General features: G+C 53.7%; 22 protein-coding genes and 1 riboswitch. Of the genes, 7 read left to right on the top strand and 15 right to left on the bottom strand.

What is annotated here, in order from left to right:
• Positions 1 to 12: 12 nt before the first annotated feature.
• From H6G13_RS21755 to H6G13_RS21745, 3 genes are all read right to left on the bottom strand, one after another.
• The gene (locus H6G13_RS21755; RefSeq protein WP_242028451.1) at positions 13 to 306 is read right to left on the bottom strand and encodes a hypothetical protein; all 294 of its coding nucleotides are present in this window, start codon (positions 304 to 306) and stop codon (positions 13 to 15) included.
• Positions 307 to 921: 615 nt separating this feature from the next.
• A complete protein-coding gene (locus H6G13_RS21750) occupies positions 922 to 1,470 on the bottom strand; it encodes an isochorismatase family cysteine hydrolase (RefSeq protein ID WP_190486723.1) in 549 nt (182 codons plus the stop codon).
• A 323-nt stretch (positions 1,471 to 1,793) separates the two neighbouring features.
• Positions 1,794 to 3,293, bottom strand: coding sequence for a sodium:solute symporter family protein (locus tag H6G13_RS21745; protein ID WP_190486721.1), 1,500 nt, complete (start codon positions 3,291 to 3,293; stop codon positions 1,794 to 1,796).
• Positions 3,294 to 3,389: 96 nt separating this feature from the next.
• A riboswitch (guanidine-I (ykkC/yxkD leader) is annotated at positions 3,390 to 3,508 on the bottom strand.
• A gap of 341 nt (positions 3,509 to 3,849) precedes the next feature.
• Between H6G13_RS21745 and H6G13_RS21740 the strand changes: the two genes are divergently transcribed.
• Both H6G13_RS21740 and H6G13_RS21735 read left to right on the top strand, forming a co-directional pair.
• Positions 3,850 to 4,224 (top strand): hypothetical protein, encoded by a 375-nt coding sequence (locus H6G13_RS21740; RefSeq protein ID WP_190486720.1) that lies wholly within the window; start codon positions 3,850 to 3,852, stop codon positions 4,222 to 4,224.
• An 88-nt stretch (positions 4,225 to 4,312) separates the two neighbouring features.
• Positions 4,313 to 5,587, top strand: a complete 1,275-nt coding sequence (locus H6G13_RS21735) for a C1 family peptidase (RefSeq protein WP_190486718.1) — start codon at positions 4,313 to 4,315, stop codon at positions 5,585 to 5,587.
• Positions 5,588 to 5,679: 92 nt separating this feature from the next.
• On the opposite strand, the gene H6G13_RS21730 is transcribed toward H6G13_RS21735, so the two are convergent.
• The 4 genes from H6G13_RS21730 to H6G13_RS21715 all read right to left on the bottom strand — a co-directional run bounded on the left by H6G13_RS21730 (position 5,680) and on the right by H6G13_RS21715 (position 8,762).
• A complete protein-coding gene (locus tag H6G13_RS21730; protein ID WP_190486716.1) occupies positions 5,680 to 6,285 on the bottom strand; it encodes a PspC domain-containing protein in 606 nt (201 codons plus the stop codon).
• 94 nt (positions 6,286 to 6,379) lie between these two features.
• Complete coding sequence (locus H6G13_RS21725; RefSeq protein ID WP_190486714.1) at positions 6,380 to 7,819, bottom strand: ATP-binding protein; 1,440 nt, start codon at positions 7,817 to 7,819, stop codon at positions 6,380 to 6,382.
• Positions 7,809 to 8,237, bottom strand: coding sequence for a VOC family protein (locus tag H6G13_RS21720; protein WP_190487026.1), 429 nt, complete (start codon positions 8,235 to 8,237; stop codon positions 7,809 to 7,811). The genes H6G13_RS21725 and H6G13_RS21720 overlap by 11 nt, the downstream gene beginning before the upstream one ends.
• 12 nt (positions 8,238 to 8,249) lie before the next feature.
• Positions 8,250 to 8,762: a TIGR02652 family protein gene (locus tag H6G13_RS21715; protein ID WP_190486712.1), complete on the bottom strand. Its 513-nt coding sequence runs from the start codon at positions 8,760 to 8,762 to the stop codon at positions 8,250 to 8,252.
• A gap of 124 nt (positions 8,763 to 8,886) precedes the next feature.
• Here H6G13_RS21715 and H6G13_RS21710 point away from each other — a divergent pair, with 124 nt between their 5' ends.
• On the top strand, positions 8,887 to 9,432 hold the full coding sequence (locus tag H6G13_RS21710; RefSeq protein WP_347277511.1) for a gamma carbonic anhydrase family protein: 546 nt from the start codon (positions 8,887 to 8,889) through the stop codon (positions 9,430 to 9,432).
• 367 nt (positions 9,433 to 9,799) lie between these two features.
• Entirely contained in the window at positions 9,800 to 9,922 is a 123-nt protein-coding gene (locus tag H6G13_RS21705; RefSeq protein WP_190486708.1) for a photosystem II protein Y, read from the top strand.
• Positions 9,923 to 10,028: 106 nt separating this feature from the next.
• Here H6G13_RS21705 and rdgB read toward each other — a convergent pair whose 3' ends face one another.
• Positions 10,029 to 10,607 (bottom strand): RdgB/HAM1 family non-canonical purine NTP pyrophosphatase, encoded by a 579-nt coding sequence (gene rdgB, locus H6G13_RS21700; protein WP_190486706.1) that lies wholly within the window; start codon positions 10,605 to 10,607, stop codon positions 10,029 to 10,031.
• A gap of 157 nt (positions 10,608 to 10,764) precedes the next feature.
• Between rdgB and H6G13_RS21695 the strand changes: the two genes are divergently transcribed.
• The gene (locus H6G13_RS21695; protein ID WP_199306497.1) at positions 10,765 to 12,519 is read left to right on the top strand and encodes an ABC transporter ATP-binding protein; all 1,755 of its coding nucleotides are present in this window, start codon (positions 10,765 to 10,767) and stop codon (positions 12,517 to 12,519) included.
• 45 nt (positions 12,520 to 12,564) lie between these two features.
• On the opposite strand, the gene H6G13_RS21690 is transcribed toward H6G13_RS21695, so the two are convergent.
• From H6G13_RS21690 to H6G13_RS21660, 7 genes are all read right to left on the bottom strand, one after another.
• Complete coding sequence (locus tag H6G13_RS21690) at positions 12,565 to 13,977, bottom strand: cytochrome c biogenesis protein (RefSeq protein ID WP_190486704.1); 1,413 nt, start codon at positions 13,975 to 13,977, stop codon at positions 12,565 to 12,567.
• Positions 13,978 to 14,011: 34 nt separating this feature from the next.
• Positions 14,012 to 14,758 carry a cytochrome c biogenesis protein CcdA gene (locus H6G13_RS21685; RefSeq protein WP_190486702.1) on the bottom strand — a complete coding sequence of 249 codons (747 nt, stop codon included), beginning with the start codon at positions 14,756 to 14,758 and terminating at the stop codon, positions 14,012 to 14,014.
• A 72-nt stretch (positions 14,759 to 14,830) separates the two neighbouring features.
• On the bottom strand, positions 14,831 to 16,021 hold the full coding sequence (locus H6G13_RS21680; RefSeq protein WP_190486700.1) for an FtsW/RodA/SpoVE family cell cycle protein: 1,191 nt from the start codon (positions 16,019 to 16,021) through the stop codon (positions 14,831 to 14,833).
• Positions 16,022 to 16,213: 192 nt separating this feature from the next.
• Positions 16,214 to 16,417, bottom strand: a complete 204-nt coding sequence (locus H6G13_RS21675) for a phycobilisome linker polypeptide (RefSeq protein WP_190486698.1) — start codon at positions 16,415 to 16,417, stop codon at positions 16,214 to 16,216.
• 272 nt (positions 16,418 to 16,689) lie between these two features.
• Positions 16,690 to 17,175, bottom strand: a complete 486-nt coding sequence (apcB, locus tag H6G13_RS21670; RefSeq protein WP_190486696.1) for an allophycocyanin subunit beta — start codon at positions 17,173 to 17,175, stop codon at positions 16,690 to 16,692.
• A 65-nt stretch (positions 17,176 to 17,240) separates the two neighbouring features.
• A complete protein-coding gene (gene apcA / locus H6G13_RS21665) occupies positions 17,241 to 17,726 on the bottom strand; it encodes an allophycocyanin subunit alpha (RefSeq protein WP_190486694.1) in 486 nt (161 codons plus the stop codon).
• A 435-nt stretch (positions 17,727 to 18,161) separates the two neighbouring features.
• Entirely contained in the window at positions 18,162 to 21,401 is a 3,240-nt protein-coding gene (locus tag H6G13_RS21660; protein ID WP_190486692.1) for a phycobilisome rod-core linker polypeptide, read from the bottom strand.
• A gap of 536 nt (positions 21,402 to 21,937) precedes the next feature.
• On the opposite strand from H6G13_RS21660, the gene H6G13_RS21655 reads away from it, so the two are divergent.
• Together H6G13_RS21655 and H6G13_RS21650 are read left to right on the top strand one after the other, a co-directional pair.
• The gene (locus H6G13_RS21655; RefSeq protein WP_190486690.1) at positions 21,938 to 23,119 is read left to right on the top strand and encodes a class I SAM-dependent methyltransferase; all 1,182 of its coding nucleotides are present in this window, start codon (positions 21,938 to 21,940) and stop codon (positions 23,117 to 23,119) included.
• A gap of 262 nt (positions 23,120 to 23,381) precedes the next feature.
• Positions 23,382 to 23,729 carry an ATP synthase subunit I gene (locus H6G13_RS21650; protein WP_190487021.1) on the top strand — a complete coding sequence of 116 codons (348 nt, stop codon included), beginning with the start codon at positions 23,382 to 23,384 and terminating at the stop codon, positions 23,727 to 23,729.
• The last annotated feature ends 12 nt before the right edge of the window (positions 23,730 to 23,741 follow it).

Genomic DNA, 23,741 nt, shown 5'->3' with positions numbered 1-23,741 from the left:
GGCCGCCTACGGTTATGCGTTTGGCGGAATCGTGGGACGGTAGCGCTGCAGGTAGTGCAGGACGTCGCCAGGGTCGCGGTAAATGAGCAAGCCATTTTCGGGAATTGCGATCGCACGGCTCCACTCAATTCGCTCAGCGTAGCCCAAGACGTGCAGGCTATCGATGGCGCTACGGGTATCGGCCTCGGAGCCTACCAAATACAGGCGTAATCGTCTGCGCCTCGGCTGGCCTGTGAAGTTTACAGATGCAGGAGGCTGTGCCGACTCTCCTAAAGAGGTCGGCAGGAAGTATTGAATTTGCAGCATTTAAGGGGATTCCTTTGAAATCAATGGGTAGGAATCCCCGAAAAGTTGGTCGCCCTCGACGTGTGCTAGCAGCAGGGCGACCTAAAATAGGCACAGCCCGTGCGACAGCCTTTGACTGTTCGCGGGTTAGGCGCTGGTTGATGTGCCACCATCTTCCAGTGCCGCAGACCAAGTTTTCGGGGTAAGACAAGCTGCGACGAAACAGCTATAGCAGAGAATGCTATCCGATTTGATCCTTAAAGGCAAGTAAAAAGAGATACAGCCAGAAACCGGGTTTCTTAAAGAAACCCGGTTTCTCAACATCTAGGGTTCTTTAGGTATGTAAGACGGTTGTAAAATTTCCGAACTCTCTACCTGAACAGAGTAGCTTTGTCAAAACGGAGTACTAACAATTAGTAAGTAGATCTGTAGGATGGGCAAAGCAAAGCGTGCCCATCAAAACTTATATCGCTAGAAGATAGGCACGGGCTTTAAGCCCTTTGCCCATCCTACTTTTGGCGAGATTTGCTCACATCAACGCAATGTTGACTGCTCGATAGGCTATCAATATATCGGCTAGTGAAATGCGATCGCACCTCCCCACCACTGCCATCAGAAAAAAATCTCTGATTTGATTTAATTGCCCCCATTCACCATAGGAGCGGCAAGGGTTCCTCCTCCCAGACCCGCATCTCGCAACCGCTGAGCTCCAATATTGCGGCTAAGAACCGCTAACCCCGCTAGATGAGCCTGCAACCCCGCAGTACTGGCACAGCAATCAGTCAACACAATCGGCTCAATGCCCCGGTCAAACAAATCCATCGCAATTTTTAACACACACATATCTGTGTCGATCCCCACGACAGCAACCTGCTGAGTTTGCCGGTCACAGAGATAATCCACCAACTCAATTGGCATCCCGCATAATCCCCGTTTACTAAAAACGAACTCAGGCTTAATGTAGGGAGCTAAGTCTTCCGATAAATCTGTTTCAGGTGCCTCATTACAGCCGTCCCACTTGAGAAAGCGTGTATAAGGCCCCTCCGCTGAATTGATGAAGCGAGTGAATAATAAGGGAGAGTAGATCTTCTGCTTAATTAAACGAGCAACCCGTTGAGGAATATGATGGGTAAAGTCATTAATAAATCCTGTTTGCACGTCTACAACAAGTAACGGAATTGTCATAAAAGATTGTAATCTACCTTACATTTTTACTATTAACGATATTCCTAGGCTTAGACCTTAAACTCCTTCTTTAGTAAGAAGGAAAAGTAGATTTGTAAAATAAGCAAAGCGAAGCGTGCCCATCAAAGCTTCATAAGATGGGCACGGGTTGCACGACGTTCCCGATAGCGATCGTCCGAGACATTGTTCAATACACTGCAGCACAAGCTTTTGTAGGCCAATCGTCTATGCAGAGCGACTTTCAAACGATCGGGTGCAGTGAGATTGTGGACAGGGCAAACCCCTCGTCGTTATCGGCTACAGTGCTGCTAAAAAGCCAATCCCTATAGCGTATGGATACTCTTTTTTAACTCTGCCTGTTGCTGTTCAGGGCTCAACGGCTTGTAAGTCAGATTAGAAACTCCAACAAACGCAACTAGACCTACCAGCGGGCTAATCAAAGTCGGAAACCCGTCAAAGTCAGGCGTAAAAAGCCCATTGGAAATGTGCAGCAGCGTATTGTCAACCCCAAACATCGTCGGCATTAAGACAAAGAACGTCAGCCGTGTCAGCGACCCAGCGACAATGCAGGCCAACGCCCCCTGCCAAGTGGATCGAGACCAAAATAGCCCCCCCGCCAAAGGCCCCACCAATCCCGCAAAGCTAAGGTCAAAGGCCAGCAGCAGCAGCACGCCAGTCTGGGGCACAACCAGGGCCAGAAACACGCCCAGCAGCGTGATAAATACGGCCATGAGGCGCGTAATGAGCAGTAGCCTATCGCCTCCCACTCCTTGAGCCGTATTGTGGCGAATGCCTAGTACGTTGTGAGCCAGTACCGAAGACGTGCCGAGAATAGCACCGTCTGCTGTTGAGAGAGACGCTGACAAAATAGCAGCAATAACCAGTAATGCCAAAAACGGAGGCACCACATTTTGAATCAAGCTAAACAGAATAGGGCCGTCTGGCGTAATTCCAGCCTGATCCAAAATCCGGTTTGCCGACAAAGCAACAATAGAAAATGGAATACCAATCACAAGCGTGCCTACAGCAGCGGTAAAACAAGCCCTGCGAGCAGTTTGTGGGCTCTCAGCTGCAAAAATCCTGGCCATAAAGTCAATAGCCACCAAGTTGCCAAACCCCAGGGCTAAAATGCTAGCCCAATTAATCGCCGCCCCAGATCCTACCGACGTTAGCTGATCAAGCGCCAGAGGCCCCATGCCAGAGTCAGCCCCTAGACCAAACGTAAGGGCGAGATAGGTGAGCACACCTAAAGACCCGACTAGAGCAATCAGTAGCTGGATAGCATCTGTGTAGGCTACGGCAAAAAGCCCACCAGAAGCCGTGTATACAAACACTAAAGTGGCCAGCATGGTAACGCCGCCAACATAGCTCATGCCCAAAAAGGTTTGGAAGATATAGCCCCCGGCCACCAAATTCCCCGCTAATAGAAACGAGAAACTAATCACCATGATGATGGCAGCTACAACCTCAGTGATGCGGTTGTATTTAATTCGGTAAAAATCTGGCAGGGTCATTAGCCCCATACGGTTCATGGGTTTAGCAAAAAACGTGCCTGCTAAGAACAAACACATTGCTAGACCCATAGGCAGTGCTGCCCCGGCCCAAAAGCCAAATTCTGCCGCCAAATCGGTGTTGCCCAAGGTGGCATTAGAATCAACCGACTGTGCCATTAGCGTAGCAGCGGCCAAAGGCAAGGAAAGTCCCCGCCCTGCCACTAAAAAATTCTCACTGTCACCTTTTACCTGCTTCGAAGCCCAAACCCCTATCCCCAGTGTTCCTAGGAGGAATGAAATAATTCCCCAGGAAAAAACTGTGTTTTCCATACGCCTGATCTCCTAAGACTAAACCCGTAATCTTTGAGCGGCGAGGTACAGCAAAGCCCGAGGGAAAGATACTAATCTACAGCGCGATTAGCTACTTTCTCCCGGGCTTTTATCCCTCCGTGAACCAAGTTAAATCCATAAAGATTTGACTTGGCAGCATCTCTTGGACCAGACACTTAACTGCGAGCTAAGCCGGAACCCTAGACACTATGACCTTAAATTTCTGCAATCCGCAAACAGCTAAAAGCGCTAGAAAAGCATTGGGAATAAATACTTTTTTGAGCACTTCTTAAATGTTGCCTGTTTAAGTTTTTATCAACGGATAACGGGTTAATAAGTATTCAGGGATACGGTTGCTCTGATTTAATGTCACCGTTTAATTACTTCTGATATAAGCTTCACCTGCGGCAGGGCTATTTTGCTCTGGTTTATCTGCTGGTCTTGCTGTCCTACAGTGTTCGTACGCTTCGGGTTAAGTGCATAGGCTGCAAAGAGCCTGTGCAGCAGTTAGTGGGAAATATTAACCAACGGGTTCTCACCCGCATTGGAGGTGACTATGAAGCAGGGTATCTCTTGTAAGTACTGTGGAGTGCCAATCCGCTCGCGCGCGACGCTGGCGGTGGTGGGGCGTGGCCTGCAACCCTTGCACACTCGCTGCTACCCAGCTTATGTAGCGCAACAGCCCTGGTATCGCAAGCCTGGCTGGCCGGTCAACCGCTGGCGATCGCTACTGCCTTTTAACGCGCTGCTGCTGTCGCTCGTGCTGGCCCTACACTTTACTGTCGCGCCTGTTGCCCCCTCACAATGGTTAGGGCTAGGGCAACTGCTGCTGGTGGTCAATGCGTGGCTGCTGGGCGCGCGGCTAATCAGCTATTGGAGCCTGGAGCGGCACCTGCCTCCGCGTGAACCTACTGACGTACGGGGCGTGTAGCTCTCCCCAGCGTAACGACTGTGTGAACTCAGTTGCCGCTGTGTCTGCCATGGGAATGCTAAAGGGACTCATCCTGAGAAGGTAAAGCATGTTCACGCAGACCCGAAAGTTTCGCATAGGTGGCTACCAAGCTGGTCAAAAACCAGACAATGCTAAGCACCACCAGGCAGGTCGGTTTGGCAAAGACCAGCTGCCGCACAAGGTGGATCTGCGAAAGCACATGACCGAGGTGGAGGAGCAGGTTGGCAGTAGCTGCGTGGCCAATGCCTTTGTCGGGGCTTATGAGTACCTGGCTAAACGTGACTTGGGCGATGCTGCTGATGTGAGCCGCCTGTTTGTTTACTACAATGCGCGATCGCAATCGGGCCGCCAAAACGAAGACGGCGGCACCCAGATGTACTGCGCCATCGAGAGCCTGATTCATCATGGGGCCTGCTCAGAAGATCTCTGGCCTAACGACGAGGGGCTAATTTTTACAGAGCCGGATGCCAGTGCCTACGAGCACGCGGCCAACTTCAAAATCGTCGAGGCAGAGGTGATCGAAACTGACCTCGACCTGTGGCGGCATACCCTAGCTGAAGGCTACCCCATCGCCTTTGCCCTCAACACCTTTGAATCATTTGACGACGCTACCCGCAGCCGGGGCCGGGTACCCATGCCCAAGCGGTCTGACAACGTGCGCGAAACCCACGGCTGGCACGCCATGCTGTGCGTTGGCTACTCCGACAAAGACCGCATGTTTATTGTGCGCAACTCCTGGGGGCCGGCGTGGGGCGACCAAGGCTACTGCTACATTCCCTACGACTACGTCATTCACTGTGACTACAACGCTCACGACTCCTGGATTATCAAAGCGCTGAGCGACCTCGACTTTAGCGCCGAAGTTTGGGAAGAAGACGAGTCCTTCTTTGCCGACGATGGCTCTCTCTTGCTCTATGAGTTTTACGTCTGCACTGAAGATCCAGAGGGCTTCGTTGGAGCACTCGATGAACTTTGCCAAGGCTACGTCGAAGCCGAAGAAGACTATTACTTCGACTATGAATACGAGGAATCGGAAGACGGCACCCATTTGGTGAATGTCCTCAACTTCGATCTCACGATTGACGATGCTACCGAATTCATAGGTGAGCTAGACACCCTTTGTCAGGAATACGCGACGGACGAAGAGTACGGCTTCAGCTACGGCAACACGGACGAAGGGGAATCTGAAGAGGAGTCCGAAGAAGAATCTGAGGACGAAGAAGAGTTTGAAGAGGAGGAATCCGAAGAGGAAGAATCCGAGGAGGAGGAGTTCGAAGAGGAAGAATCTGAGGACGAATTTGAGGAGGAAGAATCCGAGGAGGAGTTTGACGAAGAGGAATAACTCGACCAACCCTAAGCCCTGTCAGCCCTACCTTAGGAATGCTAAATGCTGAGTCCGGCAGACCCCTCCTAGGAGGGGTTTTGTTTTAGGGCCTAACCTTCATAAGTCGGTGGCTCAAAGCTACTGCCTGTGGGCTCTAGTGGAAAGGCTAACCACATCCAGAGATATAACAGCCCCCCAAATCCAGGAGCGACGAGGGTTAACGCAACAGTGCCAATCCGCACTCCTAGAACTGACAGGCTTGACCGCTGGGCTACCGCCGTACACACGCCTGCAATGAGTTTGTGGCGACGACTGCGGTAAAAAGCCGCAGCGGAGTTGGCTGAGATGGGTGCCCCGGTTTGCGATCGGTTGGCTTTCAAAACTATGGAAATAATCAGCCCAATCGCCCCTAAAAGGCCGGAGGGAAGCGTGATGATAGCCCCCCAGTGGGCAAAGGTCATGCCAGTAACCCAATCCCCCAACGCGGCATTTCCGGGGCACTCGTATATCGTGATGTCGGCCTCGCAGCCATAGCTTTCAGCTAGGCTCAGCCCTCCCCAGGCCAGCAGCAGCGGAAAGACCCCGTAGATGATGCAAATTCCCAGCAGCAGCAGTTGCCAGGGAATGGCAAGAGAACGCCGAATTGCGATCGCAGCCAGCGCAGGCCCAAAGAAAAACAGCGCTCCAATCAGCGAACTGTAAAAGATCGTCGCCATACAGCCCTCTAAGACTAGGTAGAAGAGTCTGTCTGTAACGACGCTACGCTTCTACTTTTGAGAAGAATGCCCAGCGATCTGAGACGGATGGACATTAAGGCTTGGGGAACTCCAGGTTGCGAAGGGCAAGGGCCTGCTGCAGGTGTGCCAATGTCAGGGTAGGGGACTTGGCATCCGCTAGGGAGAGGGCGGTGGTTGCGATCGCATCAATCTCTCCGCCGCTCAGGTTTAGTTCCTCGGCTACCTGGGTCCAGCGCACCTTACGCTCTACCTGGGTACCGGAAGGAATGGCCTTTTTCCAGAGCTTGCGGCGAGCAGCGGCATCAGGGCGAGGCAGGGTGAGCACGCCATCAAGCTGCTGCCGCCAGGAGGGCTTGATCGACTGTAGGTGATGCACCGTGAGCAGGGTCAGGCCGGGCTGGCTTTGGCGTTCCTGCAGCCAGCGCTGAAGCTGGGCAGTTTCTAGCGCCGTATGGCGGCCAAACCAGTGCTGCGCCGACTTGATTAGCAAAATTTCCAGCATTGGCTGATAAAGCTGGCTAAAAACGCTCTCGGCTGCCTCCTCAGGAATTGCGGCCAGATCGACCCAGGTGAGATGGAGGTGGAGAGCATGTGCGATCGCACGCGCTGCTGTCGTCTTACCGGTGCCAGGTTCTCCGGTTAGCAGCACCACGCGACCTGGCCCGTGGGGGCTAGCTTTGACGCTCTGAGTTAGAGACTTGAGATGGGTTACCAGCGGCTCAGGCAAAATGAGCGATCGCCACGGCAGGGTCGGCTTTTCCTGGCTTAGCCAGTCCACTACTGGGGCGGCTTCCACCTCCACAGGCTGAATGATTTGCATGAGGTTGTCTGAGTCTGGCTGCTCAGCTAACAGATAAGCAGAGACAGCATCGCTCAGGCGCAGGTGGCGGCTCAGCATCGTGGCCTCTCCCGAATCGAGCCATTCCAAAACGCCCCGTTCAATCAGAGAATCTGGAGAAGCTAGCTTTTCTCTGGCCTGCCGCCATTCTCGATCATTGCGGCAGAGCAGCTTGAGACAGAGATCGACAGAGGGCACATCCCAGTCAGCATCGTCATCCTGCCGCTGCAGGTAGCTGTAGAGCCGACCAAAGCGGCGGTTGATCTCGGGGGCCAGCGTCAGCAAGATGATATTTTTCTCAAACAGGCTGAGGCGGAGATGGTCGCGCAGCAGCGGCAGCGCCAACGCCACGCCCTGCTGATAGCTGGCCTGAATGCGAGCTTCGAGCTGTTGAGAATAGCTGACCTTGGGCTCGGTAGCACGCACCGGCTTGCGGTGGTCGTCGTGGCCAGACTGCCCTTCCAAGGTAATAATGCCCTTCCACCAGTGGCTGGTAGCCCGTTCGCCGGAATGACGGGCAATTCGGTCTACTTCCTTGACGTCTTGGCGCTGTCTGGCAACAGCTAGCATCAGCAGCCGGTCGAGCCAGCTGAGTTCGGTTTTGAGATAGGCCCAGTTGTCGGTAAAAGGCGTGGCAGATTCGTTAGGAACTGGCGCAACAGACTCATTGGACATCGCCTATGACCCGTATAAATTCCAGCGGCAAGCCATCGGTATCGGCCAAAAAGGCCACCTCATAGACCTTGCTGCCGATAATCTGCTGGCGGGGCTCGAGCAGCACCTTAAGCGGAACGTTAGCCTCAGCTTGGTCAAACTGCTGCTTTAGGCTGGTCAACCAGTCAGGCAAGCTGGGAACTAGCTGTGTCAAGTCAAAAGAGAGGTGGTAGTAGCCAGTGTAGTTCTCATCGGCAAAGGCATCGGCAGCAGGTTTAGGTTCAGGCACCTGGATTAGCTCAATGCGCCCGCCCAAGCCTTCCATCCAGCAGGCTAGTGTAATACCGGCGGTAAAGCGTTCGTGAACCGTAAAGCCCAGCCGTTCATAAAATGCGATCGCACGGTGGATATCCGCCGTACGGATAGACGCATGGTGCATCATGGAGCGTAGCTACTCAAAAAGCCGAAAGTAGGGATAGCGAACTGGCACACCTGGCTCTTTTTCCAGGTTGAAGTTAATCACCGCCCACTGCGGGTCTTCCTCGGAAGAGGAGCTAAACTCAACCGGCAGACCATAAAGACGGGGTGGAGTAGCTGGATCAACCTGTCCGCGCCAAGGGGTGCTGCGCTCCAGATAGGCGTTGACCAAGTCTTTGTAGCGATCAGCAATAATTACCCGGGTGGCCCGATAGCCCTGAGTGTAAAGACGATCCAGCGCCTCGTGGATCTCAAAGCGAATGCCGTCGGGGTGAGTGTGCTGGCGATACCATTCGCCGTCCCACTGCCGCCAGTGTCGTCCAGACTGGAGGTGCACCAGTTCCTTGCTGTCAGGATCGGCTTCAAAAGCCCCATGCCGAGGACATAGATACGTGTCTGTCAGGGTCAGGGCCGGAATCGTCTGACGACAGTGCGGGCACTGGATCTCTGGGCCATAGATGGGATATTGCAACGCTGAATTTACCATTGGGCTCGAACCAGGTGACTCCTCGCGATGGCTTCCCGACGTATTCGGTAGCCGTATTATAACTTTGGACGCCTGTTCGCTCAGTAGTCCCTACATACCATTGTGCCCAGAATACCGAAACATTGTGAGTAACTCGACTCCCCTTTTGCAGACCCCAGGCGGTTACTGGGCAGAGCCTGATATCTCTCTAGCCGCCTTTGTCGCCCCTAATGCCACTGTAATCGGCAATGTGCAACTCTCTCAAGGCACAAATATCTGGTACAACGCCGTTTTGCGCGGTGATGTAGAGGTCATTCGTATCGGAGCCTTTACTAATATTCAAGACGGAGCCGTGATTCACGGCGACCCAGGCCAGCCCACTGTTTTAGAAGATTACGTCACGGTTGGCCACCGAGCCGTCATCCACAGTGCCCAGGTTGAGCAGGGCAGCCTCATTGGCATTGGTGCCATCGTTCTCAACGGCGTTCGTATTGGTGCTGGTAGCATCATCGGTGCTGGCGCTGTTGTCACCAAGAATGTGCCGCCCCAATCTCTGGTGGTGGGGTTGCCTGGGAAAGTAGTCCGCCCCGTCTCCGACGAGCAGGCCGCGGAACTGATTGAACACGCTAAGAAATATCACCAGCTGGCTCTGGTTCATGCAGGGAAGGGGCGGGATTTGGGGTTTAGTTAGGGGAGGGAGGTGTGGGGATGTGGGGAGGGCGGAGGGTAGAGGGTTTAGGGTACAGGGTTTAGGGCAAAGGGGAGTGGTTTGTCTGTGTCCTCTTTAGCTGCCGCTGGAGGCTGCGCCGAATACCCAGTATCCCTTCTTGCGTTTATTTGCTTTTGTGTTGCTTTGTCTTTGGATAGTGAGGCAGAGCTTGTAGGAGGTATTCCGGGTCGAGTTCGAGAACGGGAGCTGTTCTTCATTTCCCCGTATCTCCATGCCCCCGTCACCCCATCTTCTTCTTACCTCTACCTTTCTCTCCCGGTCTGGTGTAAATTATGAGAAAATTGTGACAACCTTTTAACTTTTGCCTTGGATTAGGAGGAAAGTATTAATGGACTGGCGAGTTGTGGTCGTTCTATTGCCGATTATCATTGCCGGAAGCTGGGCCGTTTTCAACATTGGTCGGGCCGCCTTGGCTCAAGTTCAAACCTTTCTGAATAATCGGGAAGCTTAAACTCCGACAGGGATTGAGAAGATTTCTGAAGTCATGCTCATGGCTTACTGGTGCGACGCCTATTGGGGTCGCACCTTAATTTTTGGCTTTTAGGGCTTGGTGTGGGTTATGTCAGGCTGAGCGATCGCAACTCTGGCATGATCTGCTGAAAGGCGATGCCTCGGTGGCTGATGGCGTCTTTCTGAGCGGGAGACATTTCGGCGAAGGTCAGCCCTGCTGCTGGCACGTAAAAGATAGGGTCGTAGCCAAAGCCGCCGGTGCCTTGGGGCGCAGTGAGAATTTCGCCTCGACAGATGCCTTCGGTTTCGAGGGTGATGGTGCCGTCGGGGCGGGCCAGTGCGATCGCACAGACAAATTGAGCGCCCCGGTCGGGGGTATCGCCCAGTTCTGAGAGGAGGCGGTTAATGCGATCGCTGTCGGAGCTGCCATAGCGGGCTGAGTAGAGGCCAGGAGCTCCGTTGAGGGCGTCTACCGCTAGCCCAGAGTCGTCTGCGATGGCCCATTGGTTAGTAGCTTTTGCGACTTCTGACGCCTTTAGTCGGGCATTTTCAATAAAGGTGGTGCCGGTTTCGTCTACCTCCACCGCCTCTGGCTTGAGCACCAGGGTCCAGCCCAAATCCTGCAAATGGGCCTGCATTTCCGTCAACTTACCAGGGTTGCCTGTTGCCACAACTACCGTTGCCATGTGTCTTACCTGTTGAGATAAACCTGAATGGACCGTCTGCTATTGAAGCAAGTTGTGACCCTAGCGGCAACTTCAGATCTGTCACAGCTGGTTACGCCGAAGGGGCCGAAACCTGATAGCGTGATGGCATCAACTCAGCATTTGACAGGTTTTTCGATTGAAGAAGCGTAAGCCCCCAAAGCCTTCCAACTACTGGATTTTGGCTCCCTATGTGCGTAGTCAGTGGCCCACTATTTTGCAGGCGCTGCTGTGCACTCTGGTGTTTGTAGCGTACTGGCCTATTTTGGCTTACCTGGCGGGGCGCACGCTAGAGCTTTTGAGCCAGGGAAATGTGGAAGGGGTGGCGCAGCTAATGGTGATCACCCTAGTGGGCTTCTTCATCCAGAAGCTAGGGCAGTATGGGCAAGACTCGCTGATGGCAAAAGTCGCTCTGCAGGCTGCCTTTAAAGTTCGCAGAGAAGTCTATACCCACGTTCACAAGCTCAGCCTATCTTATTTTGAACGGGCCCAGACGGGGGACTTGGCCTACCGGCTGACAGAGGACATTGACCGGATTGGGGAAGTGGTGCTTAAGCTGTTTCACGACTTCATTCCCTCAGCGCTGCAGCTAATTGTCGTGCTGGGCTACATGATCTACCTCAACTGGCAGCTCACGGCAACGGCGTTGGTGCTGGTGCCGATTCTGGCGATTTTGGCAGGCTGGTTTGGCGACAAGATGTTGAGCTTTTCCCGCAACAGCCAGAACCTAGTCTCTGATCTGTCTTCGCTGGTGACGGAGGTCTTTAGCGGCATTCGCCTGGTGCGAGCCTTTGCAGCCGAAGAGTATGCGATTGAGCAGTTTACCGCCGAGGCTGAGAAGAACCGGCAGGCCCGGTACAAGGCGGCCTGGCTACAGTCGGTTCAGTATCCGGTGGTGGGTTTTCTTTATGCTTTTGTGGTGCTGTGTATTCTGCTGGTGGGCACCTGGCAAATTTCGCAGGGTAACCTGACGGGGGCTTCCTTTGGCAGCTATATTGCCGCCGCTTTAATGCTGATTGATCCGGTGACCCACTTCATCAACAACTACGGGGAATTTAAGCAGGGCGAGGCCTCGGTGGATCGGGTGGCTGAACTGCTGCAGATTGAGCCAGCGGTGCGGGAACTGCCTCAGGCCCAGGAACTACCCAAGGTGACGGGCAAGGTGGAGTACCGCCAGGTCACCTTTGGCTATGACGCTAGTGAACTGGTGCTGCAAGACTTGAGCCTGCTAGCTCAGCCTGGGGAAAAGATTGCTCTGGTGGGATCTTCGGGGGCGGGCAAGACGACTTTGGTCAACTTGCTGCCTCGTTTTTATGATCCGCAAGCGGGTCAGATTTTGATTGACGGCATCGATATTGGCAGCATTACCCTGCGCAGCCTGCGCCGTCAGATTGGCATTGTGCCACAGGAAACAATCTTGTTTTCAGGCAGTATTGCTCAAAATATTGCCTTTGGGCAAAAAGACTTTGATATTGAGGCGGTGCAGAAGGCGGCTGAAATTGCCAATGCTCACGGCTTTATTAGTCAGTTTTCCCAGGGCTACTACACCTGGGTGGGAGAGCGGGGCGTTAACCTGTCGGGAGGGCAGCGGCAGCGAATTGCGATCGCACGCGCCGTCTTGCTCAACCCCCGCATTCTCATTTTGGATGAAGCCACTTCAGCCCTTGATGCCGAATCGGAAGCGCTGGTGCAGGAAGCCCTGGAACGGCTAATGCGCGATCGCACCGTCTTTATCATTGCCCATCGGCTGGCTACAGTGCGACGGGCCGACCGCATCTTGGTGGTAGAACGGGGCCAGATTATCGAATCGGGTACCCACGACGAACTGCTGCTGCAAAAGAGCCGCTATGCCCAGTTCTATGCCCAACAGTTTCAGGAAAGGTCCGTGATTTAGGGGTTGATTGGTATCAGCATGAGGCGCAGAAAAGCGATTCAGCTCCTAGGGGCCAAAAACAACGGCTTCGTGTGGCACCAGCGTCGAGTCTGAACTGTCAGTGCTGGCGGCTTCAAGCTGCTCTAGCAAGCCCAACATTTCTCGCTCAAAAGCCACCTGTGCTCGGTTGGTGCGGCCCCCAACATAGAGCTTGCCTTCATGCTCCAGCGCCCAAACCTGGGAGTGAGACACGTAGCTCATCATCACGCTGATCATCAGCAGGCCAAAGCCTGTGTAAACCATAGGAATGCCGGGGTCTGCCTTGATTTGTAGGCCCGTGCTGCCCACAATGTCTACCAAAGACACAGTAACGCCGTTGACATCGGTGGCAAAGCCGGTGCGAACGGTGGAGATCAAGGAGCCGTCGTTGCCGTAGACCAGCAGCGTGCCCTGCAGATCGCGGGCTAAGAGGGTCACCCCTTCACTTAAGTCTGGTTTGGTGGGTAGCCAGGCTCCCCAGAAGCGTCCGCCGCCTTCTGGCTCAAGGGGCGTCATGGGAATTTCTAGAACTGGGCTGTTGTTGAGCTTGACCCGTGCTGCTGCCACTGACCAGTCGGCCTGGTACAGCGTTACCCCTTGGTACTGCAGGGGTTCATTAACGTGAATCGTTTTTTGTTTGACCTCATTTCCCGCTGCATCTAAAACCGACAGGTCAGAGTAGAACTGGTCGATGCTGCCCTCTGGGGTATAGTCGATCCAGAAGCGGTTGACCCGCACCGACCAGTCTTTGGGAATTTGAGCAGCAGCCCAGGGACCAGCATCGAAAATATTGCGTACCTGGAAGGTCTGGCCGCTGGGCACCATTTCCTGAGCAAAAAAGCCAGTCATGGCTCCCCAGATTGCCCCCATCAAAATAATCAGCATGCTGGCGTGGACGATGATAGGGCCGATGCGGCCAGCGATGCCCTTGCGGGCGTAGACCGTGTTGCCCTCTTGAAAAACCAGGTACTTTTTGGTTTTCAAAAAAGACACGACCGCTTCTAGGGGCTGGCTAGCCACTTCTGCGCTCAGGGCCAGCTTTTGAAACTGGCGCGGGCTGGTGTAGTAGCTCCACTTACGGGCTGCTCCCAGGGCCGGAAACTGGCGGGTAAAGGTGCAGGCAGTGAGGCTAGCGCCAAACAGGATCAGCAGCGCTAGAAACCACCAGGTGCGGTAAACATGGTCTAGCCCTGCCGTGAGCAGCACCTTCCAGCTTAGAAATCCAAAGAGCGCCGGGTCTTCAGGGTAGTTGCTCCGGTAAAAGTCGAGGGACTGGCCCTGCTCGATGACGGTGCCGCTGATGCTAAACAGGGCGATGACTAGGAGGAGTGCGATCGCAAGTCTTAAATCCGCCAACAGGGGCAGCAAGTCCTGCTTAAAGTACCGCTTGACCCAGCTCAAAATGCCCGCTCCAGAAATGCCCGAAGAACCCGAAGTCATAAGTTTCTAAATGAGATTTGCAAACCGCTAACCGCTAAACCAAAGCCGCTGACGGTAAAAACCTGAGCAGTAGAGAAAAGACCCCAAATCCCACCAGCAGCACTCCGCTAGCGGGCGTGATCCAGCCTGACCACTGTCTCAGCTCTAAGAGCCGCTTCACAAACGCTGTAAAGGTACCAGCCAGCACCAGCGGCAGCACATACCCCACGGCATACGCTAATAGCAACGCCCCGCCCAAGACCGGATCTCCCGTCGTCGAAATCCAGGCCAGTAGTGTAGCCAGCACTGGAGTGCTGCAGGGAGAGGCCACAATACCAAAGGTCAGACCCAGCAAATAAGCTTTTAAGCCTGGGGGCAAGTTCAAATCGACTAAGGTAGGCCCGCTCACCGTAGGGAGCGACAAGGGCAAAGCCCCTAGCAGGTTAAGCCCCATCAAAATAGCGATCAGACTGACCACGATTGGTAGGCCCATCGCAACCTGGCCGTACACATAGCCAAACAGTCCGGCAAATAATCCCAAAATAGCCAGCGTGGTTGCCAGCCCTAGCGCAAACCCCACTGCCCTCAGCGCTGATTCGCTTCGGCTCTCGCTTTCATAGCCCCCCATGTAGCCCACCATGATCGGCAACATAGACAGCAAACAGGGGGAAAGGCTGGTCAGCAGGCCGGCCAACCCTACTACCGTCAGGCTAACCCAAGACAGGTGGCTCAACTGGGCATTGACCAGCTGGTTAGCCCATTGGCTGACGTGATAAAGGTAAACCTGAAGCGTCTCCAGCATCAACTCACAGCAACCTTAAGTGCAGCAGCACTCTCTATTCTAGCGAGTTGCTGGGGTCGGCTCGTGCCTCGCTTAGGACCGGCCTCTAGAGAATGGGGACCAGGCTGGGCGGCGAATCGGCAGCTCCAAAACTTCTGCGTCGTAAATTTCTCGGGCTGCGCGAACCAGCAGGGCAGCAGTCGCCAGACTGGCCAACATAGAGCTGCCCCCGTAGCTTAAGAAGGGAAAGGGCAGACCTGTCGTAGGCAGCGATCCTGAAGCCACCCCAATATTGAGCAGAGACTGCCCCACCAACAAAATCATGCTGCCCAAGGCAACCAGCCGATGCAGGGGCTGACTAGCCCGCAGCGCTACCAGCAGAGCTGCGGTGGCAAAGGTGACCAGCATAATCAAAAGCACCACGCACCCAATAAAACCAAATTCTTCTGCGTACACCGCAAAAATGAAGTCGGTGTATTGAATTGGCAAGTAGTGGATCTTTTGCTGAGACAGGCCAAACCCTTGCCCTGTCAACCCACCTGAGCCAATTGCCAGTAGGCTTTGAATTAGCTGATAGCCATTGCCCGTGGGGTCGGCCCAGGGATTGAGAAACGAAACAATGCGCTGCCGCTGATACTCATTAATGCTGACACTTAAAAATGCAGCACTTAATCCGCCTGCCGCTGTCATCAGCATGTACAGGTATGGAATCCCAGATGCTAGGGCCACTAGCCAGAGCGTTAGTCCGCAAATAGCGGCAGTACTGAGGTTGGGCTGAATCAGGATGCTGCCTAAAACAGCACCGAAAATGCCCAACCAGGATAGCCGGGTTGCCCAGGTCAACTGCGGCCAACGGCCAAATAGCCTGGCCCCCTGCAGCACCAAGCAAGGCTTGATCAGCTCCGACGGCTGAATCAGAAAGGGCCCTAGGGCCAGCCACCGGGTCGCTCCATTGACTGTGATGCCCAACGCCGGGATTAACGTTAACCCAATCAGACCCAGCAGTACTAGAACAAGCGTTCCTGAGAGCTTGAGCAGCCGATCTAGCGGGGTATGGACAATTTGATTAAAGCCCATTAGCCCAATCGCGACCCACAGGAGCTGAACCAGCACGTAGTGCAGGCCATGGCCCTGTTCGGCCAAACTGGCAGGGTAAGAAGCTGAAAATAGAATCAGAATCCCCAGGCTTAGCCAGACAAAGGTTAGCCAGCGCAGCCAACGAGCTTCGGCAGTCCAGTCTTGGGTAGAGCGGTCAATAAACGGAATCAGGCGGGCAAGCACCAATCGTTTCAGGCTCGTGGATTTCAGGGTTTAGTATAGCGGAGTCCAATCGAGTGTCAATCAAGATTACAGATAGTCACAGCAGATGCTTTGCTGCAGTATGACTGGGCGTAGTTTGTAAGGTACAAACACGAAAGCGGAAGCATAGATGTCTGTGCTTCCGCTTTCGTATTGCCAAATTTAAAGGAGGATGGCTTAGAGCAGGCCGGTGTTGGCACCTGCACGACCGGTGGCGAGCTCAACCTTAACGATTTTGCCGCCCATCTTCTGAATTCGCTGCTGCTCCCGAAACCAGTTTTCGTAGGGAACGAGCTTTGTGAAATAGGTATTTTGCAATTCCCGCTGGGTCCGAATCCGAGTTTGGCTGGGGACACAGGCGGTGACTTTGAACATACGCATGGAAATGACTTCTCCTAAACCTGAACAAATAGGTGCTAGAGGGGTTGAGTAGAGACAAACACCTGCCTTAAACCACAGATGACTAAAAGCCCCTCACGCTCCATCTAGTCACCCTAAACTGCTGGAAAGCCGAAGTCTGAAGCCAATGCTAGGGACATTAGGAAGACAACCAAGCACAACCTATCGTCCTTAACACTTACTCCCGACTCCGGCTCACTCCAACGCAGTCATTGAGAACAGAAAACTAGTACTCGGCTAGGCACCAAAGGGTACTAGCTCAAGCCGGAGCTGATGTAGTCGAAGTAAACACCCATTTCCTTACCAGCGTCAGCGCCCACTAGGCTAGCGGTGACTTCTTTCATGGCTTGGATGGCGTTGACGGTAGCACCGATGGGCACACCCAGGGAGTTGTAGGTTTCCTTGAGGCCGTTCAGCACGCGCTCATCCAGGATGGAGGGGTCTCCAGCCAGCATGGCGTAGGTGGCATAGCGGAGGTAGTAGTCCAGGTCGCGAATGCAGGCAGCATAGCGACGGGTGGTGTACATGTTGCCGCCGGGACGGGTGATGTCCGAGTACAGCAGGGACTTAGCCACAGCTTCCTTCACGATTTCAGCAGCATTGGAGCTGATGGTAGTAGCGGCACGAACGCGCAGCTCACCAGTCTTGAAGTAGGCTTTCAGCTTATCAATAGCTGTGCTGTCCAGGTACTTGCCCTGAACGTCGGAGGAATTGATAACGGAGGTAATTGCGTCTTGCATGTTTTTGATGCTTCCTTAAACTGACCTAATCTCAACTAAACCAATAACAAGGGGGCAATCAGCTATTACTGCAGGCCGCCTGCCACGTAATCGAAGTAAGAAGCAGCCTCAGAGGCATCTTCGCTGGACAGCAAGGAAGCTGCAACTGCTTTCATTGCACGCACACCTTCAGCCACTGCAGGGATGGGGGTGCCCAGGGAGTTGTACATTTCACGAACGCCCACCAGACCAATTTCTTCGATGGGAGTGACATCGCCCGCTACGATTCCGTAGGTGACGAGGCGCAGGTAGTAGTCGAGGTCCCGCAGGCAGGTAGCGGTCATTTCTTCACCGTAGGCATTGCCACCGGGGGAAACGACGTCAGGACGACGCTGGAACAGCTGGTTACCAGCTTCTTTGACGATGCGCTCGCGGGAGTCGGTCAGAACCTGAGCAACGCGCAGACGACGCTCACCAGAGGTGACGAAAGTCTTGATCCGATCTAGTTCGCCAGGGCCGAGGTAGCGGGCCTCAGCATCTGCATTCACGATTGACTTCGTGACAATACTCATTGATGAATTCCTCCGAAAAATTATGACCAGATATCTAGGAAACTGGCATTCACCTGCTTGGACGGCTGAACCCTGTTGCCAAACTGGGCTAGTGAGCTTCTAGAGCAGACCCGCTCAGAGCTAACTCAGGATTTGGCAAACCAGTTTGCAGGGGATGCAATCCTTTCAAGTTTTAGGAGTTTTTTAGGATGACACTGCCATCTCTCCTAATCCTTTGGGTTCAGCAACCTTCCCGATTTATTTTCCGGTATTGCGTTAGCCTTCTTAGAACAGGCGAAATATTTTGTAACACTCGCCCTCAGTTTTACTCACTCTCTGGGTCGGTCAGGCTTTTGAAAGACAGACACAAAAAGGATTCGGAGGTGCAAGTCTCCGAATCCAGCTAACTTTGTAGAGGTATAGGATCCCTATACCTCTACAGTTAATGCCAGGAATCTACCCGTTACGACGGTAGGGCACGCCGGTTTCTCCGAAATACCGCTGGTACTCGGCGCTGTTGAGCAGCTCATCGGCAACGGCCATAGACCCTTGCTGGTTGAGCCGATCGACATAGCGCTGGCGCTCACCTTCGGAGGTGACTGCACGGCCCAGCAGGTGACGGAACATGATGTCGATCACCTTTTGAGCCGGGTAGGCAGCACAGAACCGCTGGTAGTAAACATTCGAAGCGACTATGGCCCGGACGAACTGACGCACGGTCAGCTTGCCCTGCTGCAGTTCGGTTTCTAGCGCTGGCATCCGCCAATCTTGGGGAATGGTCGGATCAGCGAGATCCATAACCTGCCGGTAAAGGGCGTTTAAGACCTCTTCAAGCTCAGCCATGTTAGCGACACCACTGAGCCGGTACAGCCGGGTGACAGGCTGTTGTACGGCGAGGGCTGCATCGGCAGCCTGGGAGGTGCGACCTAGGCTGGAGACTAGCTCGGCGGACTCGGCGGCGTTAGATGCGATCGCATCTGCCATCAGCGGCATCTGCGAGACATCAGTCCCGTTCCTAGAGGGCTCGAAGCTAGGCACAATAAGATCCCGATTTTGCTTAGTCAATCGGTTGTAAAGCTTCTCGGTGTTGGGGAAGTTGGCGGCGGGCAGAGTTGGGAAACGGCGGTAAGGAACGGTGTCCTCACCAAAGTTCTCCGCATATTCCGGCGTGTTGATCATGGCTCGAATAAAGCCCTTAATCCCCTCACTCGCCAGAATCTGGTTGTACTTGCGAATCTCTGCCTGATCTAGCGGAGCCCGGCCCAGGAAATGCTTAGTGCCAAACTCAATCACCTGAGTGTTGGGGTAGGGCGCATAAAATTCCTTGATATAGAGTTGGGAGAAGCCCAGCCCTTCAATGAACTCTTTAACGCTGATCTCGCCATTGCTCAGCTTGCTTTCCAGTGCCGTAAACTCGTTCTTGATGATGTAAGGGGCGATATCGCGCTCAAACACCTGACGATAGGCGGCAGAAATAACCAGCTTGAGATTGGGCTTGTCGGCCAGGCTGGTGAGTTTGAAGACCTTGCTCTGTTGCCGCTGGCGATTGACCCCCTGCCGAACGCGGAGCTGCACCTCAGGCAGCGCGCGGGCTTCTTCCACCGAACCTAGCTCGATGAAGCGAGGCGTTACCTCTTCAGCCGGAATCATGCCCCGCTCCGGCAGGCTGCCTGCCCGCATAGAGCGTAGCGCCAGACCCTTAGGGGTCAGATAACGTTCGTAGGGAACCGTGTCTTCCCCAAAGGCTTCCGCGTATTCCTGGCTGTCAAGAATGGTGTCAATCAGCGCGTAGAAGCCCTTCTTGGCACAGACATCGAAGTACTTATTGGTTTCGTTACGACCATAGGTCGGACGACCCAGTAGACGCCGGTGGATGTATTCCACCGCTTTCATGATGTACAGCGATGACCAGTAGGTTTTACGGAAGGCATCGGACTTAGCGATGATACGGATAAATTCCTTAAGGGTAATTTCTCCGTTCTCCAGCTTGATCTCGCCCACCTTAGAGCGCTGCCCAGAGTACACTTCACGACCAAAGACCTGACGGTAAGCGGCGTTGATGACGGCTTGGGTAGAGCTTTCGGAGAAGCGAATGCTGGCTTGGGTATTGCCGGTTCTAGGAATTTGATCCAGCTTGAACACCTTGGCTCCCAAAGAGCCTGGATTTTCGCCACGAGCAGCGGGGTTGCTCAGCTGGTTGTTGATGCCCGGTCCCCGGTGGATCAAGATCCGACGGGTATCTTTGCTAAAGAAAGCAGGCGTGGCACTAGGATTGCGTGTTTCTTTCGGGAAAATAGCCCCAAACTGAATTTCCAGCGGATCGTTGCCGGACCCGTAGGGGTGCTGATCGGGCAGCGGCTGTTCGTAAGAAGCAAACAGAGTGATGAACTGAGGCTTCTTACGGAACGGCGCGCTGTAGTTGAACAGGTCGAACTGCGGGCCCCAGTTGCGGCATTCCTGAGCCTCTTGGCCCAGACCCCGCAGGTAGGGCACTGTTTCTTCCCCAAAGTAGTCAGCGTATTCCTTGGAATCAACCAGGGCATCTACCAGAGCAGGCAGTCCACCCTTGGAGACGATCGCAAAGTAATCGCGCACTTCTTCCCGAGAGCTAGGAGCGCGTCCCAAAATATGGCGGAAAGCTAGTTCTAGAGCTCGGCTGTTGATGTAGGGCTCATAGAAATTTTTCCGATAAAGGGGCGACTTGGCCAGCCGTCGGACGAACTCCTTCATGGAGATCTCGTTGTTTTTGACCTTTGACTCTAGGTCAGAAACTCCCAAGGAATAAGCGCGGGTGATATCGCGCTCAAACACCTGACGATAGGCCGCCTTAACCACCTCGTTCTTCTCAGAAGAAGACAGGCCCGGCTTCATGACAAACTTGGGCCGACGCTCGGCAGCGTTGAAGTAGATTTGCGGTAGCTCCAGCCCTTGCAGGTCGGAGGAGGGGCGCTGCCGCACCTTGTTAGAGGGTGTTGGCGCTCTAAATTCAGTCAGCAGCACATTAAAGTACTGCAGGACAATGGCTTGGGCATCGGCGTCGTTCTTGAAATACCCCAAAGCAGCGGCCTGCATGGTTTGCAGGGCCACAACCGTAGCTGCCCCCGAACAGGCGTTTTCAATGATTTCTCGCAGACCCCGGACGTTTACCGAAATGATATTGGGGTCGCCCGCCACAATTGCATAGGTGACGTAGCGCAAAAACCAGCTCAGGTCCCGCAGAGATTTCTGCATATTAGTGGGGCCGTAGCGAGCTACGTTGATGGGCCGGAACCCAGCGGGAATAGGGCCAGAGGGCGTGGCGCTAAACAAATTGCCAATGCCCTGAAAGAAACCGCCTCCGCTCTCAACATAGGTAGCGGTTCCTAATTTAGAAGCTTCGCGAGCATCTAGGACGGTTCCGCCTCGGGTCTTCTCAATCTGTTCCTGGGCACCGGGCCTCTCCAGGTAAGACAGCGGTGAACCGCCGGTAAAAATGCGGTTAGCAGCCTGAGAAACAATTAGTTCTGAATACCGAGTCAGGGTCTCGGCGATTTGAACTCGATTTAGCCCAGAGTTAAAAAAGGTAACTAAATCGCTAAGCTCTCCTTGACCCATATATCGGTCTTGCTGCTCGGCCTGGGAAATCGTGGCGACCGGCAGAGTTTGGTAGAGCTGTGGCCGCGCAACTGAGCTTCCACCACTTGCTTTAACACTCATGCGTTCTCAAAGGCTCCCTACTCGGACTAATGACTGCATCGACTTGTTATGGTCCCAGGCCAGTTCTCAATAGCTCAGGCGTGTACCTGAAGGGCAAACCGCTCAGAACTGACAGGACTGTGGAGACTAGCCTATTAACTGGCTAGGATTCAGATTAAACCGTTTCAGGGATGCAACACGACTTTATTAAAAACTGTGTAACATCTGATTTGACCTACTCCCTTCGAGATCATAGGGGATAGCGGCAGTCTGCCTGAGAGTGGCGATAAGTTTTGTAACGTAGTTTGTAATAGTTGCCGACACTTTAGGCGATAAGTTGATTGGAAGGGCGTCTGGCCTGCCATGCTGCATAAGGGGTTTGAGGTATTCTTTTGCCTTCCATTAAGATTTGCAAATGCTGTAATTGTTCGCCAGAATTTTCTTCTTTGCTCGGCTTGTGTCTAGGCATGTGGGCCAATGCCTCTAAAGCCCCCTTGTGCCTGTAGGCTCATCTCTGCAAAAAAATATTTCAAGTATTTTATTTAAGCCCCAAGCCAATGGACCCGACTCAGTCAGTTAGCGACGCAGTTGCCAAGCTGTATAACACCTATCCTTTTCCGCCTGAACCGCTGCTAGATGAGCCACCACCTGGCTACAACTGGCGCTGGCATTGGTTGGCCGCTTACAGTTTCTGTACGGGGCAAACCCCGGGTTGGCAGGATGTGAAGATCCTCGATGCGGGCTGTGGCACCGGCGTGGGGACGGAGTATTTGGTGCACCTAAATCCTCAGGCGCAGGTGACAGGGATAGATTTGAGTGAACGTGCGATCGCAACTGCTCAAGAACGCTGTCGTCGCTCCGGGGCCGACCGCGCCACCTTCTACAACTTAAGCATTTACGACGTCGACCAGCTAACTGGACAGTTTGATTGGATCAACTGTGTCGGCGTACTCCATCACATGCCCGACCCCAAGCGCGGCATTCAGGCCCTGGCCGACAAACTGGCCCCCGGCGGCATTTTTCATATCTTTGTTTATGCTGCGATTGGTCGTTGGGAAATTGCCCTGATGCAAAAGGCAATCGCCCTGGTCCAGGGGGAGCAGCGCGGCGACTACCAGGATGGTGTAAGCGTTGGTCGCCAGATCTTTGCCAGTCTGCCCGATGGTAATCGTCTCAAGCGTCGGGAGCAGGAGCGCTGGGCCATGGAAAACCAGCGTGATGAATGCTTCGCTGACATGTACGTACACCCCCAGGAGATCGACTACACCCTGGATACACTGTTTGATCTGATCGAAGCCTCTGGTTTGGAGTTTCTAGGCTTCTCCAACCCTCGGGTCTGGCAGCTAGAGCGGCTGCTGAGCGACAACCCAGAACTGCTGGCGCGGGCCAATCAGCTGCCTGAAAAAGATCGCTATCGCCTGATCGAACTGCTAGACCCCGAAATTACCCACTTTGAGTTTTTTCTAGCCAAGCCGCCCTTGCCCCGTTACGACTGGTCTGATGATGCCGCTCTGCTGAACGCCAAGCCCAAGCGCAACCCCTGTATGGAAGGCTGGCCCAGCCGCAGTATTTTTGACTATGACTACCAGATCGTTAACCTAAGCGAGGCAGAATTTGCCTTTTTAGAAGCCTGTGGCGACGGCAGCAACTCCATTAAAGATCTCTTGCCCGCTGTTGAGCTAACGTTGGCCCAAGTGCGGCAGCTGCTCCAACGCCAGCTAATTCTGCTAAAGCCGTAGTTTGTTTGACGCACTTGAAGGGCTGATAAATTTCTGGCTGTCATTGAGAGGAAATTGCCAGAGATCCCAAGAGCCCTCAACATTAAGTATTATTGCCGTGATATGATCTTCTGTGGTCTGTTACAAACGCGACAGACCTTGCAGCACTAGGGATTTCAGAGATTCGGTGACGGTATCTAGAGCCCCACTCGACGAAAAGCCAGACGACCAGGAGCAGCCTGCCGAAGCTGCCCCTAACTTGCCCCCTCCCTCTGACTCTGCGATGGGGGAGTACTTTCGGCTTCAGCAAAACTTGCTGATTTGTACGCTGGTTTTCACCATCATCATCTTTTTCTCTGTCTGGGGATTTTACTCCTTAGACATTGCTCTGAATTATCTGATTGGGGCGTGCACAGGTGTGGTTTACTTGAGAATGTTGGCTAAAAATGTAGCCGACTTGGGACGAGGCCGCCAAAAGATTGGCAGTGGCCGCTTAGCCCTGTTCATTGGCCTTATCTTAGTGGCAACTCAATGGAACCAGCTCCAAGTCATGCCCGTTTTCCTCGGGTTTTTGACCTATAAAGCCGCGCTGATTGCCTATACTCTTTGGACCTCTGTTCTACCCGAATAGAGTCTTAATTCG

Source organism: Pseudanabaena sp. FACHB-2040 (genome assembly GCF_014696715.1).
Lineage (GTDB): Bacteria > Cyanobacteriota > Cyanobacteriia > Phormidesmidales > Phormidesmidaceae > JACVSF01.
The sequence above is the reverse complement of the archived record's forward strand: the minus strand, read 5'-3'. Positions and strand labels throughout refer to the sequence as shown.